This is a genomic window from Saccharopolyspora sp. ID03-671 (genome assembly GCF_045278815.1).
GTDB lineage: Bacteria > Actinomycetota > Actinomycetes > Mycobacteriales > Pseudonocardiaceae > Saccharopolyspora > Saccharopolyspora ipomoeae.
The window spans coordinates 6,635,917-6,649,320 of the sequence record NZ_CP134054.1 but is presented as its reverse complement, the minus strand read 5'-3'; the positions used below and the strand labels follow the sequence as shown (position 1 = coordinate 6,649,320).

The 13,404-nt window shown below is 69.5% G+C and carries 15 protein-coding genes; 5 read left to right on the top strand and 10 right to left on the bottom strand.

All coding sequences use genetic code 11. The annotated features are described in order from the left end of the window. Window positions 1-7 precede the first annotated feature (7 nt). Entirely contained in the window at window positions 8-1,576 is a 1,569-nt protein-coding gene (locus tag REH65_RS30880; RefSeq protein ID WP_406690259.1) for a class I adenylate-forming enzyme family protein, read from the bottom strand. Window positions 1,577-1,682: 106 nt separating this feature from the next. On the opposite strand from REH65_RS30880, the gene REH65_RS30875 reads away from it, so the two are divergent. Further along, window positions 1,683-2,234 carry a PadR family transcriptional regulator gene (locus REH65_RS30875; protein WP_406690258.1) on the top strand — a complete coding sequence of 184 codons (552 nt, stop codon included), beginning with the start codon at window positions 1,683-1,685 and terminating at the stop codon, window positions 2,232-2,234. Here REH65_RS30875 and REH65_RS30870 read toward each other — a convergent pair. The 3 genes from REH65_RS30870 to REH65_RS30860 are packed head-to-tail and all read right to left on the bottom strand — an operon-like array spanning window position 2,231 to window position 4,522. Continuing rightward, a complete protein-coding gene (locus REH65_RS30870) occupies window positions 2,231-3,121 on the bottom strand; it encodes a LysR family transcriptional regulator (RefSeq protein WP_406690257.1) in 891 nt (296 codons plus the stop codon). The two genes, REH65_RS30875 and REH65_RS30870, sit on opposite strands and share 4 nt — an antisense overlap. Window positions 3,122-3,128: 7 nt before the next feature. Then, complete coding sequence (locus tag REH65_RS30865; protein ID WP_406690256.1) at window positions 3,129-3,749, bottom strand: UbiX family flavin prenyltransferase; 621 nt, start codon at window positions 3,747-3,749, stop codon at window positions 3,129-3,131. Beyond that, window positions 3,749-4,522 (bottom strand): SDR family NAD(P)-dependent oxidoreductase, encoded by a 774-nt coding sequence (locus REH65_RS30860; protein ID WP_281456855.1) that lies wholly within the window; start codon window positions 4,520-4,522, stop codon window positions 3,749-3,751. The genes REH65_RS30865 and REH65_RS30860 overlap by 1 nt, the downstream gene beginning before the upstream one ends. Before the next feature lie 640 nt (window positions 4,523-5,162). On the opposite strand from REH65_RS30860, the gene REH65_RS30855 reads away from it, so the two are divergent. Together REH65_RS30855 and REH65_RS30850 are read left to right on the top strand one after the other, a co-directional pair. Continuing rightward, on the top strand, window positions 5,163-5,531 hold the full coding sequence (locus tag REH65_RS30855) for a tetratricopeptide repeat protein (RefSeq protein ID WP_406690255.1): 369 nt from the start codon (window positions 5,163-5,165) through the stop codon (window positions 5,529-5,531). 113 nt (window positions 5,532-5,644) lie between these two features. After that, the gene (locus REH65_RS30850) at window positions 5,645-5,893 is read left to right on the top strand and encodes a CorA family divalent cation transporter (RefSeq protein ID WP_406690254.1); all 249 of its coding nucleotides are present in this window, start codon (window positions 5,645-5,647) and stop codon (window positions 5,891-5,893) included. Between the two features lie 126 nt (window positions 5,894-6,019). Here REH65_RS30850 and REH65_RS30845 read toward each other — a convergent pair whose 3' ends face one another. Further along, on the bottom strand, window positions 6,020-6,394 hold the full coding sequence (locus tag REH65_RS30845; protein WP_406693271.1) for an MmcQ/YjbR family DNA-binding protein: 375 nt from the start codon (window positions 6,392-6,394) through the stop codon (window positions 6,020-6,022). Window positions 6,395-7,074: 680 nt separating this feature from the next. On the opposite strand from REH65_RS30845, the gene REH65_RS30840 reads away from it, so the two are divergent. After that, on the top strand, window positions 7,075-7,515 hold the full coding sequence (locus REH65_RS30840; protein WP_406690253.1) for a GreA/GreB family elongation factor: 441 nt from the start codon (window positions 7,075-7,077) through the stop codon (window positions 7,513-7,515). 27 nt (window positions 7,516-7,542) lie between these two features. Here REH65_RS30840 and REH65_RS30835 read toward each other — a convergent pair whose 3' ends face one another. Next, entirely contained in the window at window positions 7,543-8,169 is a 627-nt protein-coding gene (locus REH65_RS30835; protein WP_406690252.1) for a hydrolase, read from the bottom strand. A gap of 196 nt (window positions 8,170-8,365) precedes the next feature. Here REH65_RS30835 and REH65_RS30830 point away from each other — a divergent pair, with 196 nt between their 5' ends. Then, window positions 8,366-8,728 (top strand): hypothetical protein, encoded by a 363-nt coding sequence (locus tag REH65_RS30830; protein WP_406690251.1) that lies wholly within the window; start codon window positions 8,366-8,368, stop codon window positions 8,726-8,728. A gap of 82 nt (window positions 8,729-8,810) precedes the next feature. On the opposite strand, the gene REH65_RS30825 is transcribed toward REH65_RS30830, so the two are convergent. The 4 genes from REH65_RS30825 to REH65_RS30810 all read right to left on the bottom strand — a co-directional run bounded on the left by REH65_RS30825 (window position 8,811) and on the right by REH65_RS30810 (window position 13,382). Beyond that, window positions 8,811-9,563, bottom strand: coding sequence for an SDR family NAD(P)-dependent oxidoreductase (locus tag REH65_RS30825; protein WP_406690250.1), 753 nt, complete (start codon window positions 9,561-9,563; stop codon window positions 8,811-8,813). Window positions 9,564-9,680: 117 nt separating this feature from the next. Next, complete coding sequence (locus REH65_RS30820) at window positions 9,681-11,567, bottom strand: GAF domain-containing protein (protein ID WP_406690249.1); 1,887 nt, start codon at window positions 11,565-11,567, stop codon at window positions 9,681-9,683. 40 nt (window positions 11,568-11,607) lie between these two features. Next, entirely contained in the window at window positions 11,608-12,879 is a 1,272-nt protein-coding gene (locus REH65_RS30815) for a bifunctional 3,4-dihydroxy-2-butanone-4-phosphate synthase/GTP cyclohydrolase II (protein ID WP_406690248.1), read from the bottom strand. Then, window positions 12,876-13,382, bottom strand: a complete 507-nt coding sequence (locus REH65_RS30810) for a flavin reductase family protein (RefSeq protein ID WP_406690247.1) — start codon at window positions 13,380-13,382, stop codon at window positions 12,876-12,878. Before REH65_RS30810 ends, REH65_RS30815 begins: the two co-directional genes overlap by 4 nt. Between the last annotated feature and the right edge of the window lie 22 nt (window positions 13,383-13,404).

The window sequence follows — 13,404 nt, the reverse complement described above, 5'->3', positions numbered from 1 at the left end:
GACGTGCTCACTTTCGCGATCCGATCGAAGCGGCGGACAGCTCCGCCAGCGGGTTGAACCGCCCACCGGCGAGTTCGCGGCGCAGGATCTTGCCCACCGCCGACTTGGGGACCTCGGCGACCGCGACGACCTTCTTGGGCCGCTTGAGCGGCGGCAGCCCGGAGCCGGAACGGATGTAGGCGCTCAGAGCGGCGGCGGCGTCCTGCGGGGTCAGTCCCGCTGCGGGGACGAAGAACGCGGTGACGGCCTGCCCCCAGCGGTCGTCCGGCATCCCGACGACCACGACGTCGGCGACCTCCGGGCAGCGGATCAGCGCGTCCTCGATCTCGTCGGGGTAGATGTTCTCGCCACCCGAATTGATCATGTCGTCGACGCGGCCGGACACCCACAGGTCGCCGTCGTCGTCCGCGACGGCGAGATCGCCGGGGAAGTACCAGCCGCCGCGGATGGACTTCGCGTCGGCGTCGGGCCGGTTCCAGTACCCGGCGAACGCTTCCGGCGACTCCATCGAGATCGCGATCTGCCCCTGCTCGCCGGCACCGACCAGCGCGTCCGGCGTGGCCTTCGGGTGCGGGTCGACGAGGCGAACCCGCGTGAACACGCCGGGGCGTCCGGCGCATCCCGGTTTGGCCGCGACGTCCGGCCCGATGGTGAAGGTGTAGATCTCGGTGCTTCCGAAGTGGTTGACGAACACCTCGGGTTCGAGCGCGTCGACGAGCGACTCCGCCAGCGCGGGGGTCATCGCGGCTCCGGCGTAGGCGAGCTTGCGGACACCGGTCTCCCCCAGCCGGCCCGTGCCCAGCAGGCTCCAGTAGATCGTGGGCACCAGGTACAGCGCGGAGACGCGCTCGCGGGCGATCAGCTCCAACGATTCCTCGGCGTCGAACCGGACCTGCGGGACCCAGGTCCCGGCGCTGACCACGCTGGAGAGCAGGGTGCGCAGGCCCATCGTGTGGAACATGGGCATCACGCCGAGGGTCGTCTCGAAGGGAGCCGACCGGCTCTGGTGCAGGTGCGCGACGGCGGCGTGGAACTCCGCCCGGTGCGTGCGCGGAACGCCTTTCGGCTTCCCGGTGGTGCCGGAGGTGTAGAGCATGACGCTCGTGTCGGAGTCGCGGACCCGCACGTCGATCGCGCCCTCGGTCTGGCCCGCGGCGAGGTTCAGCAGCGCTGTGCCCCCAGCCGGGACGCCTTCACCGACGTGCGCGTGCGCCACGGGCTCGGTGAGGTGCAGCGCGGCGCACGCCGTCTCGACCGTGGACTGGTCGGTGACCAGCAACGTCGGTGCCGCATCGGATAAGCAGTAGGCGAGCTCGTCTGCACCGAAGCGGAACGACAGCGGAACCGAGACGGCACCGAGCTTCTGCGTGGCCAGGTGCAGCGAGGCCATCGGTTCGCCGCCGGCGAGCAGGAGCACGACCCTGTCGCCGTGCCCGACACCGAGTTCGGCCAAGGCCCGAGCCAGCTGATTGGTGCGGGCGTCCCACTGCGCGTAGGTCATCGAGCGCTCGCCGCCGACCGCACGTCTGGCGGGGTACCGCTCGGCGGTCCAGCTCAGCACTGTCCCGAGATCCATTCCCTGTCCTCTCGCAGCATCAGCGGTGCGAAGTAAGTCCGAAGCAGATCATCCGTTTCACATCGTCCGAAACAGATGATTGGAAACGTACGGTAGGGTTCGGAGCGTGTCAACGGTTCGGCTTTCCACGACCTCGTACGTCGTGCTGGGGATGATCGCCATGCGCGGGCCCTCGACCTCGTACGACCTCAAACGGGCCATCGGCCACTCGGTGGGCTACTTCTGGCACTTCCCGCACGCCCAGCTCTACTCCGAGCCCAAGCGGCTCGAACAGCTCGGCCTGCTCGACGTCGAGGAGGAGGGCGACGGCCGACGCCGCCGCACCTACACGATCACCGACGCCGGTCTCTCAGCCCTCCGCTCGTGGCTGGCCGAGCCCACCGACCAGCACTACGAGCTGCGCGACATCGCCGAGATCAAGCTCTTCTTCAACGAGCTCGCCGACCCCGACGACATCAAGCGGCTCGCGCAGGACCAGATCAAGCAGCACCAGGCCCGCATCGCCGAGTACGAGCAGATGCAGGAGCGCTTCGGCCACGAGTCGGCCATCTCACGACGCATGGTCACGCTCGGACTCGGCCTGGAGATGGAGCACGCGGCCCTGCGGTTCTGGACCTCGCTCGCCGAACGCGCGGAGCGGGGCGAGTTCGAGGACTAACGCCGCGCGGGCCGCTCGGCCGCTGCGTCCGCGAGCAGTTCCAGGAACAGAGCGGCCGGCGGTGACAGCGGGGTCCTGGAGCGGTGAACGATGCCCAGCTCCCGGGCCGCGCCCTGATCGTCGATCGGGATCGTGACGGGATAGCCCGCGCCGGCGAGTTCCGGCAGCAACGAGACGCCCAGACCGCTGGCCACCATGCCCTGCAGCACGGACAGCTGGGTGGTCTCCACCGTCACGGTCGGCTCGAACCCGGCTCGGTTGCAGATCTGCTCCAGCAGCTCCCGCAGCCCGTAGTCCCGTTGCATGGCGACGAACTTCTCGGACTTCAACTCGGCCAGCGCTATTTCACTCCGGTCGGCCAACGGGTGCTCCGGCGGGACCAGAGCCACGATCGGTTCGCGCACGATCGACCGGCCGACGAGTCCGGGCCGCACCCACGGGGCCCGGATCACCGCGAGGTCCAATCGCCCGTCCTCCACCATCCGCTCGAACTCGGCGGAGACGTTGTGCTCGGTGAGCCGGACTTCGACCTCCGGGTACTCGCGCCGGAAGTCCGCGAGCACGCCCGGCAGCAGCCCGGCGCCGACGCTGGGCAGCACGCCGATCGACACCCGCCCACCTTGCAGGCTGCGCACGGCGGCGGCGCCCGCCCGCGCCCGGTCGAGGTGCGCCAACGCCTGCTGGACGTGGGCGACGAACTCCTCACCGGCCGCGGTGAGCACCACCCTGCGGCCCAGCCGGTCGAAGAGGGCGATGCCGAGCTCCTTCTCGAGCTTGCGGATCTGCACCGACAACGACGGCTGGGCCAGGTAGAGGTCCTCGGCCGCTCGGCTGAAGCTCCCGGCGCGCGCGACCGCGAGCACGTAGCGCAGTTGGTGGAGCTCCATGCCGACATCATGCGCGAACCGACCGCCGATCGGTAGCCGACGACGAGCTCCGCTCTCCGGACCACCGGGTCGCGTGCGGGTGCGGCAACGACAGGGCGTCCAGCGCGCGAGCCACGGTGTGGGTGACCATCTCGTCGATCGACGCCGGCTGGGTGTAGAACGCCGGCACGGGCGGCATCAGCACCGCTCCAGCTTCGGCGGCCTGCGCCATCAACCGGATGTGCCCGGGGTGCAGCGGTGTCTCGCGCAGCATCAGCACCAGGGGCCTGCGCTCCTTCAACGTCACATCGGCGGCGCGCACCAGCAGGTTGTCGTCGAAGCTGTTGGCGATCGCCGACAACGTCTTGACGCTGCACGGCGCGACGAGCATTCCGTCGACCGGGAACGACCCGCTCGCGATCGCGGCCCCCAGATCGTGCTCCGAATGCGTCACCGACGCCCGCTCCCGCACGTCCGCGGCCGTCCAGGACGTCTCCTGCACCAAGGTCGCCCGCGCCGCGCGGGTGAGCACCAGGTGCGTTTCGACTCCCAACTGTGCGAGCAGCTCCAGCGCGCGGACCCCGTAGATCACACCGGACGCACCGGTGATGCCGACGACGATGCGAGGTGGGAAATCGTCGGGACGCATCACACGAACACCCCTCCGCCGTCCACCACGATCGTCTGCCCGGTCACGAAACCGCTGCCGTCGCCGCACAACCACACCACCGCACCGACCAGGTCCTCGGGTTCCATGGAACGCGGCACGGAACGCGTGGTCTTCATGCGTTCCAAGTAGTTCGCATCGTTGATGTCGCGAGAAGCCGCGTCGTCGACCAAGCCGGGCGAGACGGCGTTCACCGCGATGCCCTCCGGACCCAGCTCGCGCGCCGCGGCGCGGGTCAAACCCTCGACCGCCGCCTTGGACGCCACGTAGTGCGCGAAACCGGCCGCCCCGGTCCGGGACACGACGGAGGCGATGTTGACGATCCGCCCGCCACCCCGCTCCCGCATGGCGGGGGCAACGGCGCGGATCGACTGCCAGCAACCGCGAACGTTGACGCGGAGCACGAGGTCCCACTCGTCGTTGGTCAGCTCCGTGAGCGTCCTCTTCGGCCCCAGCGTCCGGTAGATCGCCGCGTTGTTGACCAGGCAATCCAGGCCGCCGAACCGCTCACCGGCCAGGTCCACCACGCGCTGCAGGTCCTCGTCCGACGTGATGTCGCAACCGGCGAAAACAGCTTGACCCGCACCTTGCGCCGTGGCCTTCTCCGCGATCTCCCGACCCGTTTCGGAGAAGCCGTCCAGGTCGGTGGCCACCACGTTCGCGCCCTGCCCGGTCAACGCCATGGTGTACGCAACGCCGATATCACCGGTCGCACCCGTCAGCAGGACGACCTTGCCGGTCAGGTCAGCACCCATCACCGCACCCCTCTCCACCCGCACGAGCCCGCCAGGCGCTGTTGCCTCGCGGACGCCCTGTCATCCACTGAGTCAAAGCGCTCGTGCGGGGCGCCGACAATGAGCGATGCCCTACTCCGGCCATAGGCAACGCGTATGCGAGATCTCGCGAGCGGAACCGCGCACGTGTCCCTCGATAGCCGGCACCCGCTCCCTCCACCGCGATCCATGTCTGCGACACGCAGGGACACCTAACAGCGAGCGTCCCTTCGCGCGCCAATCCGACATTTTTCGCGGCTCACACGGAAAGCCCAGCCTGCCCCGGACCATGTCCCAGGAAGACTGGTGAAGGGACGGGCGGACACCGAAACCTCCTGCCTCAACCTGTTTCGGGAAGCAGAAGGCGGATGAATAGCGCGCAAGTCCGTCCTCGGACACAACATCAACCCCAGGTCCAGTCTTTGAACTGGGGTTTTGGTCTTCGTGTCGCGTGTCCGAGGGGAAACTTGAACACGCCAGCCGAACCGACCCAGGCTCTCGGCATGCCTCCAGGGCCGCAGGTCGGCACGCCGCTGCAGATGCCCCGCACGCCAATTGGCGCTCGCAAGACCGAAGCCGCTGCGTACCTGCGGTCGAATTGATCTAGCCATCGGCCCCACTCGTGTACGCTCGCACGTCGTCCTTCCCTACGGCCGAATCCCATTGCTCCGGCCACCCAGACACCCTGACTGCGCGGCGCGAACACGCACGCTGGCGCGGGCACGCCAGGGACATGCCGGGCGCTGCAGAGACTTTCGAAGAGGTGCTGTCCGACTTCCTACGTGTGCTTGGCCACGATCACCCTGAGACGCTCGAAACTCGCCATAGCCTCGCCCGCTGGCGCGGAGAATCGGGTGACCCCGCAGCGGCGGCAGTTGACCTCACCGAGCTCCTCTCCGACTACGAACGGGTGTTTGGCGCCACCCACCCCCGCACGCTTGCCATCCACACCAGCCTCGCACGCTGGCGCTCGAGGGCCACCGAAAGCTGAAACGCCCTGCGGCTACGCAACTGGACACCCAAGAGACGAGAGCCATCAGGAACGCCCCGATCCGCGCTCTGGCGTGAATCAGGGCGCCGTTAACGCTTGAGCTGGTCGCCGAGGTGATCGCCACCGTCTTCCTCCCCCGGACGTTCATCGTCGGAGTCTTCGGCATGAACTTCGGCTGGCTCAGCGAACTAATCACGGCGCCATGGACTTTCTACGTCTTCGGCATCGCCCCACCCGTCGTGTCGAGCTTGGTTGTGGCGGTCTACCTGCGGGGAACCGGCGGCCGCATCACGAGGCAACACGACCCCAGCAGGGCGTCCCGAACTGCTTTGAAGGGGCGCACAGAAGGTGTTCTTCCCTGACGCAGACGCACTTCGGGCCTGGATCTGCTCCCTTCCCGAAACCGCTTGGGAGCCTGGTCTCGCCAGGACCGCGACCTCGCACTCCACCGAGGCCACCTCGTCGCGGGATCGTGCGGGCATCAGTGATCACTCGCCGCGGCTCAGACCCACCCAGTGGAGCTTCACCTGCTCGCGCTTGGGAAGCCCGGCGACGACGAGGTCGTAAGAGTCCTCGATCATCTCCCGCACTAGGTCTTCCGGAACGGAACCGTCGAGCACGACCGTGTTCCAATGGCGCTTGTTCAGGTGGTAGCCGGGCGTGATGGCCGGGAACGTCGCCCGCAGCTGCACCGCCAACTCCGGCTCGCACTTCAAGCTCACCCGCAGCGGAGCACCGGCCAACCGGCTGATCGCGAAGATCTTCCCACGAACCTTGAACACGCTGTTGGCCTCGTCGAACGGGAACTCCTCGCCGGCACCGGCGAAGGCCAAACACGCGTTCCTGAGCTCATCCGGGGTCATACGGCCAGCGTAAACACGCGCCCCGACAACCCCGGGCTGGTCATTGCTCTCAAGATTCAGGAGGACGAGAGACGTTGTCCTGGGCCGGGTCTTCGCGCCGTCCGGCCGTTCGGGGCCGACGTGCACGGTGAACGAACCGTCGTCAGCCCACACGAGGACGCCCAGCGCAGCCACTCGGAACCGAGGGCACCCCGAACCGCGATCCGAACACCCCGCCGCAGCCGGCACCCGCCGCGGCAGCGGGTGGTGGAGGATTCGCACACGTGCGAGGTGCTGAATTGTTCGTTTTCCACAGCGCCGTCCACGTCCGGTTCTGCCACGATCGGCGTTGAACGGTGAGGTCACTTCACGGGAGGGCTGGTCATGGGCGTCGGCATCGCAGACACCGGCCGTGCTCCGACGGTGCTCGCCCCGCCCCCGGATCATCGCGGAACCTGGCTCAGGCCGGTGCGTCCCCGGCGGCGAGAGCGCGCGAGCTGAACTTCACCTCCAGCGGTGCCCCGCCCGGCGAACGGGCCGGACGTCCAGGTGCCGCTTCGCGAAAGTCCGCGCTTTCCGGCTCGATCCGAACCTCGGACGAGAACTCCGGGCATCGTCGTGCCGGACGCGGACAACGCACTGCACCCGCCCCCACCCGCTGCCCCGGTGACCGAGCCCGATCTATCGACAAGAGGAAGCCCATGACCACCACTCAAGGCCGTTGGATGACGCAGCAGGTCCACGACCGGCTGCGGGCGGAGCTCGCCGAGCTGCTCAACCGCCGTTCTGCTGCCGACATCGACACCGAGTCCGACCCGCTGGTGGACGAGGGGCACCGACGTGCCCGCATCCGGGAGATCAGGGACCTGCTCAGCAACGCCGTGGTCGGCGAGCCGCCACCGGACGACGGTGTCGCCGAACCCGGGATGCTGCTCACCGTCCGGTTCGACGACGGCGAGACCGAGACCTTCTTGCTCGGCACCCGCGACGGAGCCGACGCCGACGGGCTCACCGTCTACTCCCCCGAGTCTCCCCTCGGAGCCGCGCTGACCGGGGCCCGGCAGGGCGAGGAGCGGACCTACGACGTGCCCGGCGGAACCGTGAGGGTCACGCTCCTGAGGGCGGTGCCGCACCGCCCGTGAACCCGGCCCGGCCGGGCGGGCCGGTCGTCAGCCCTTCGCCCTGATGTCGTCGAGCTTCGGGAAGTACCAGCGCATGATGCCCCGGAGCTCGTCGGCGTCCGGCCTGCCCCAGTCGCGCTGCAGCTCGGCGACCAGGGAGATGGCGGTGACCGGCCGGGCTCCCGCGCTGGTCATGCGGACCATGGCCTGCTCGTGCGCGGTGCTGCTGATGCCGCCGATCGCGTCGGCCACCGGGTACACCTCGTAGCCCTCGCGGAGCAGGTCCAGCGTCGGGAACGCCACGCACACCTCGGTCCACAGACCGGTCATGATGATCTTCTTCCGGCCGGTCGCCTCCACGGCGGCGCGGAAGTCCTCGTCCTCCCAGGAGTTCAGCGTGGTTCGGTCGATCTCCTTCGTCGCGGGCAGCGCATCGCGCAACTCGGTGATGGTGCCCGTGTTGACGCCGAGCTCGACACCGACGGTGCTCAGGACCACCGGCAGGTCGTAGGCCTGCGCGGCCCGCGCCACGGCGGTGATGTTGAGCATCAGCTCGTCATGCCCGATCGAACGGACGGTGCCGACCTGCTCGGGCTGGTAGTCGATGAGCACCAGCACCGCGTTGTCGGGCGTCAGCAAGTGGTCGTCAGCTCGCTTGGTGGTTTCGCCTGCCATGTCGATGACCTCCTGAAATCGATGCGATCTGCCCGCCGAGCCGCTCTGGTCCAGGATCGGCGTCACGCGCCAGGTACGCAGGAGACGCCGGATCCGGCCGATCCGCACGTCCCGCGCGCGAGTGGGCCGCGGGAGTTTGAGTCCGCCGCCCACCGGGTAGCAACGAACTCGACCAGATCGGCGAAGGCAGGAAGTCATGGCTGACCACCCCCTCGAAGACATGTACGCGGCCAGGGAATCGCTCGACAGCGCCATGCGGAACTGCGCGGCAGCCGACCTGGTCTCCTTGGACTGGCCGCCGTTCGGCGCAGCACTGCTCGGAGTGTTGGGGTCCTTGCACAACCTGGCCCAGGAGCTGACCAACAAGCTCGATCAGGTCGATCGCGACCACCTCTACCGCGAAGCGCTCCGCGACCACCCGCACGAAGCCCTGGACCGCGCGATCAGAGACCTCGAACGCATGAACGGCGTCCTCGCCTCAGCCATGCGGCACGCCGAGGAGTACTGGGAGGAAGCCCAGCACATCCACGAGGACACCCAACCCCGCAGGCCGGAGTGAACACCACGATCCGTCCGCCGACCAGGGCCGTGGCGGTGCGTGGCCCACGTCCGCTCGGAGCCGGGAACCGCTGGGAGCGGGGTCAGAAGTTGCCCTTGCTGGACCAGCCGCCGTCCACGGGGTAGGTCAGCCCGGTGAGGAACGAGCCCTCGCGGAAGAAGTAGGCGGCCATCGAGGCGATCTCGGCGGGGTCGCCGAGCCGTCGGATCATGTGCGCGTCGGCGTTGGCCCGGCGCATCTCCTCGGTGATGTCCGCGAGGATCGGGGTGTCGATGGTGCCTGGGGCGATCGCGTTGATCAGGATGTTGTGCTTGGCGTACTCGTACGCGGCCTGCCTCGTCAGGCCGGCGACGCCCGCCTTCGCCGCGGTGTAGGACGCGAGGTTCGGCAACCCGCGAAGCGCTGCGAGCGAGGAGATGTTCACGATCCGGCCGCCACCGGTGTCGATCATCCCGGGGATGACCGCGCGCATGCCCAGCCACGGCCCCTTGAGGTCGGTGTCGATGACCTGCTGCCAGGCCTCCTCGGTCAAGCCCACGACGGTGTCCTCGCTGAGCAGGTTCACAACGCCGGCCACGTTCGCGAGGTGGTCGATGCGGCCGTGCTTCTCGCGCACACCGCTCGTGGCCTTCGACCACGCGTCGGCGGAGCGCACGTCGAGCCACACCGATTCGCCGGATCCGCCCGCGTTCCCGATCTCCTCCACGGTTCCGTCCGTCGGCTGGATGTCGGCGCACACCACGTGCGCGCCGTCTTCGGCGAGCCGCAACGCGGTGGCCCGGCCGATGCCCTGCGTGGCGCCGGTGACGAGTGCGATGCTGCCGGAAAGGGACATGCTTGGCCTCCGGGTGTGCTGCGGATGCGGTGTCGTTCCCCAGTCAACGACCGGAAACCGCAGCGGCAGAAGGGCGACTTCCCGGCGTCGTTGTGCACGTCCACAATCGACGGGGGTCTAGCAGCCCGCGAGGTCGAGGATCTGGAAGGCCATCCGCGCGCACAGCAGCGAGTCCAAAGTGGTCGGATCCTGCCGGATGTGCTCGCGGATCTTGCCGAGCCGGTAGCGAACGGTGTTCTCGTGCACGTTCAGCGCGCTCGCCGTGGCCTGCGCCTTGCCCTCGGCGGCCACGAACGCCCGCCACGTCGCCAGCAGCGTGCCGTCGTCGTGCTGTTCGAGCGGCCGGATGAGCTCGTGCGCGAAGTGGACGGCTTCCTTCACCCGGCCGCTGGCCACCACCACCCGGAACAGGCCCAGCTCGTCGGCGGTCAGCACCCCGCCGCGCCAGCCGAACGAGCGCGCCAGGTCGTCGATCTCGCGCAACTCGCGGTGCGCGATCGGGAAGTCCTCGGCCTTGCGACACGTCCCGGAGATCACCGCGGTGCGGATGTTCAGCCGCGGTGACAGCGCGGAGAGCACCCCCGAAGCCGCGTCGCGCAGCGCTCCCGGCTCGGTTATGCCCTCGTCCTCGCGGCGAAGGCCGACCAGCACGATGATGACGCCGGGCAAGCTCACCGCGAGCGGTTCCGCGCTGCCCAGCTCCTTGGCCAGCTGCCCGACCACCAGTCGTCGTGCGGCCGAGCCGCTCACCTGCGGTGCGGTGCTGTCCAGGGAGAAGCGCACCAGCACGTGCGGCTCGGACAGGTCGATGCCGAACTGGGGTCCTCGGCGACCCAGCTGTTCCGCGTTCCGGGTGTTGCGCAGCAGGTCGGACAAGTAGTCCTCGCGGGCCTGCCCCTCGGCCTCGGCCTGCCGCCGCTCGGACAGGATCTGCAGCGACAGCACCGTGGCGCCGTGCTCGGCGAGCTTGGTGTCCAGACGCTGCAGGCTGCGCCCCACCTCGACGATGCCGAGGTACCCGCTCGGGGTCCCCTCGATGATGAGCCGGCACATCAGGTGCCTGCGTCCGAGGCCGATGGCGAGGGTCTGCGGGACCACGGCCGAGGGGCGGTTGGCGGACAGCGCCTGAAGGGTGTCGTGCACCGAGGGCATGGCCCGGATGTTGGCGGCGAGAACCGGGGGCTGCGTCATCTTCAGACCCGCGGGTGCCGCCCAGGCCAGCACCTCGAAGTCCTCGCCGTAGAGGACCACCGGCTTCGCGGACAGGTCGCTGAGCAGTCGGACGACGGTCTGGATGTCGGCGCCGTCGAGCACCGCGTTGGTCAGCTTCTGGTGCACGTCGGCGAGGTAGGCCAGGCTGTTCTTCTGCTGCACGACCTCGGCGGTCTGCTTCTTGAGCCGGGCGTTGAGCATCGCTTGCCGGATGAACAGCGCGCCCAGCCCGGCGAACAGCTCGGCGAGCGCGATGTCCTCGTCGGTGTAGGTGTGCTCCTGCTCCTCGTTGTCGACGAAGATCAGGCCGATCACCTCGTCGTCGAACACCAGCGGCACGCCGAGCATGGCGCGCACCCGCCAGTACTCCATGGTGCGCCGGTGCGGCCGCGAGTCCCCCGGCACGTCGCTGATCAGCACGGGCGCGGCCGTGGTGATCACTTCGCGGCTGAAGTGATCACCGGGAATGCCGGCCTCCTGGGCCTGGACGGCGGCGCTGATGTCGCCCTCGGCCTCGCTGTAACCCGCCGCACCGCGGAAGCGGTCGTCGTTGCCGCGCAGGTACACCGAGCAGCGGGTGACGCCGAGCAGGTGGCACAGCTGCTTGCCGACCAGGCACAGCAGGTCCTCCTGGTTCGCCGAGGTGATCGCCTCGTTGGTGATCTCGCCGAAGGCGATGATCACATCGCGTTCGCGGTGCGCGACGTCCACCCACGACGAGGTGCATCCGGGCTGGTCTCCGGGCCTCGGCGCGGGCGGGTCGGGCAGCGCACCGACCGTCTGCTCGTGCATGGGCTCGCCTCACCGTTGGTTGGGCACACTGTGCCCCAGGTCACCCCGCCGGGTCCATACCTCGCTCGGGCGGAGCCTGCGGTCGGCTCGTGGGCAGCGCGTGACCGAGCCGGTCGCGCTTCGTGCGCAGGTACCGGACGTTGTGCGGAGTCGGCACCGTCGGCAGGTGCACGCGGGAGACGATGTCGAGCGCGTAGCCGTCGAGGCCGCCGTACTTGGCCGGGTTGTTCGTGATCAGCCGCAGCCGGCGGATGCCGAGGTCACCGAGGATCTGCGCACCGGTCCCGTAGCTGCGCGAATCCACCGGCAGCCCTTGGGCGGTGTTCGCGTCGACCGTGTCCAAGCCCTGCTCCTGCAGCGCGTAGGCGCGGATCTTGTGCGCCAGCCCGATCCCGCGCCCCTCGTGGCCGCGGAGGTAGACCACCGCTCCGCAGCCCTCCTCGGCGATGGCGCGCAGCGCCTGTTCCAGCTGCGCTCCGCAGTCGCAGCGCAGCGAACCGAGGATGTCCCCGGTCAGGCATTCGCTGTGCACCCGCACGAGGACGCCCGCCGCCGATCGGCCTGCGTCGGCGACATCGCCCATCACCAGCGCCAGGTGCTCGGTCCCGTCCAGGGTGCTGCGGTAGGCCACCGCCCGGAAGTCCCCGAACTCCGTGGGCATCGTGGAGGTGGCGATCGGTTCCACCAGCTGCTCGGTGGCCCGGCGGTAGCGCACCAGGTCGGCGATGTGCAGCACGGGCAGGTCGTGCTCGGCGGCGAACGCGCGCAGCTCGGCACCGCGCCGCATGCCGCCGTCGTCGGACACCACTTCGCTGATCACCGCGACGTCCCCGGCACCGGCCATGCCGACCAGGTCCACGGCCGCCTCGGTGTGCCCGGCGCGCACCAGCACGCCGCCCTCCTTGGCGCGCAGCGGGAACACGTGACCGGGTCGGCGCAGGTCGGCGGGCCGGGTCACCGGGTCGGCGAGCGCGCGGACCGTCGCGGTGCGATCCGGAGCGGACACTCCCGTTCCGGTGCTGCTGTGGTCGACGCTGACGGTGAAGGCGGTGCCGTGCGAGTCGGTGTTGTCGGTGACCATCTGCCGCAGCTGCAGGGCGTCCGCCCGCTCGGGCGTCATCGGGGCGCACACGATGCCGGTGGTGTGCCGCACCAGGAAGGCCATCTGGGCGGGGGTGATGCCCGACGCGGCGGCGACGAGGTCGCCCTCGTCCTCCCGGTCGGCGTCGTCGATCACCAGGATCATCCGGCCTCGCGCGAGCGCGGCCACCGCGTGCTGGACCGCCTCGCTCGGCGGCGGACCGGCGGTCATGGCTGCCCCCGGAACGCGGTGTGCGTCCCGAACCGCCGCTGGTGGTAGGTCAGCGGCGCGCTGCCCCGAGCGTCGGCGTCCAGGATCGCGCCGATCGCGATGACGTGATCACCGCCGTCGACCAGGCCGCTCACCTCGCACGCCAGCCACCCGGACGCCCCGTCCAGCCGGGGAAGCCCGCCCGCCGGCCACCACCGGACGCCGTGGAACTTCGCGGGCCCCTTGCGCGCGAACTGCTTGGCGAGTGCGGACTGCCCGTCGGCGAGCACGTTGACGCCGAACCGGTCGCTGCGGCGCACCAAGGCGAGCAGATCGGACTCCCGGTCCAGCGCCACCAGCACCATCGGCGGGTTCAGGGACAGCGAGGCGAACGCGCTCACCGTCGTGCCGTGCGGCCGGTCGCCGTCCATCGCGGTCACCACCGACACCGGGGTGCACACCCCGGCCATCACCTCTCGGAACGCCGTCGCCCGCTGCTCCGGCGTGGTCATCACCGAATCCACGATCACTGCACCCCTTCCCGGT

Bases quoted from the DNA above. Each gene is read 5' to 3' on its own strand.
- REH65_RS30880 (WP_406690259.1), bottom strand. From the start codon at position 1,576: ATGGATCTCGGGACAGTGCTGAGCTGGACCGCCGAGCGGTACCCCGCC.
- REH65_RS30870 (WP_406690257.1), bottom strand. From the start codon at position 3,121: ATGGAGCTCCACCAACTGCGCTACGTGCTCGCGGTCGCGCGCGCCGGG.
- REH65_RS30865 (WP_406690256.1), bottom strand. From the start codon at position 3,749: ATGCGTCCCGACGATTTCCCACCTCGCATCGTCGTCGGCATCACCGGT.
- REH65_RS30860 (WP_281456855.1), bottom strand. From the start codon at position 4,522: ATGGGTGCTGACCTGACCGGCAAGGTCGTCCTGCTGACGGGTGCGACC.
- REH65_RS30845 (WP_406693271.1), bottom strand. From the start codon at position 6,394: ATGACCCCGGATGAGCTCAGGAACGCGTGTTTGGCCTTCGCCGGTGCC.
- REH65_RS30840 (WP_406690253.1), top strand. From the start codon at position 7,075: ATGACCACCACTCAAGGCCGTTGGATGACGCAGCAGGTCCACGACCGG.
- REH65_RS30835 (WP_406690252.1), bottom strand. From the start codon at position 8,169: ATGGCAGGCGAAACCACCAAGCGAGCTGACGACCACTTGCTGACGCCC.
- REH65_RS30830 (WP_406690251.1), top strand. From the start codon at position 8,366: ATGGCTGACCACCCCCTCGAAGACATGTACGCGGCCAGGGAATCGCTC.
- REH65_RS30825 (WP_406690250.1), bottom strand. From the start codon at position 9,563: ATGTCCCTTTCCGGCAGCATCGCACTCGTCACCGGCGCCACGCAGGGC.
- REH65_RS30820 (WP_406690249.1), bottom strand. From the start codon at position 11,567: ATGCACGAGCAGACGGTCGGTGCGCTGCCCGACCCGCCCGCGCCGAGG.
- REH65_RS30815 (WP_406690248.1), bottom strand. From the start codon at position 12,879: ATGACCGCCGGTCCGCCGCCGAGCGAGGCGGTCCAGCACGCGGTGGCC.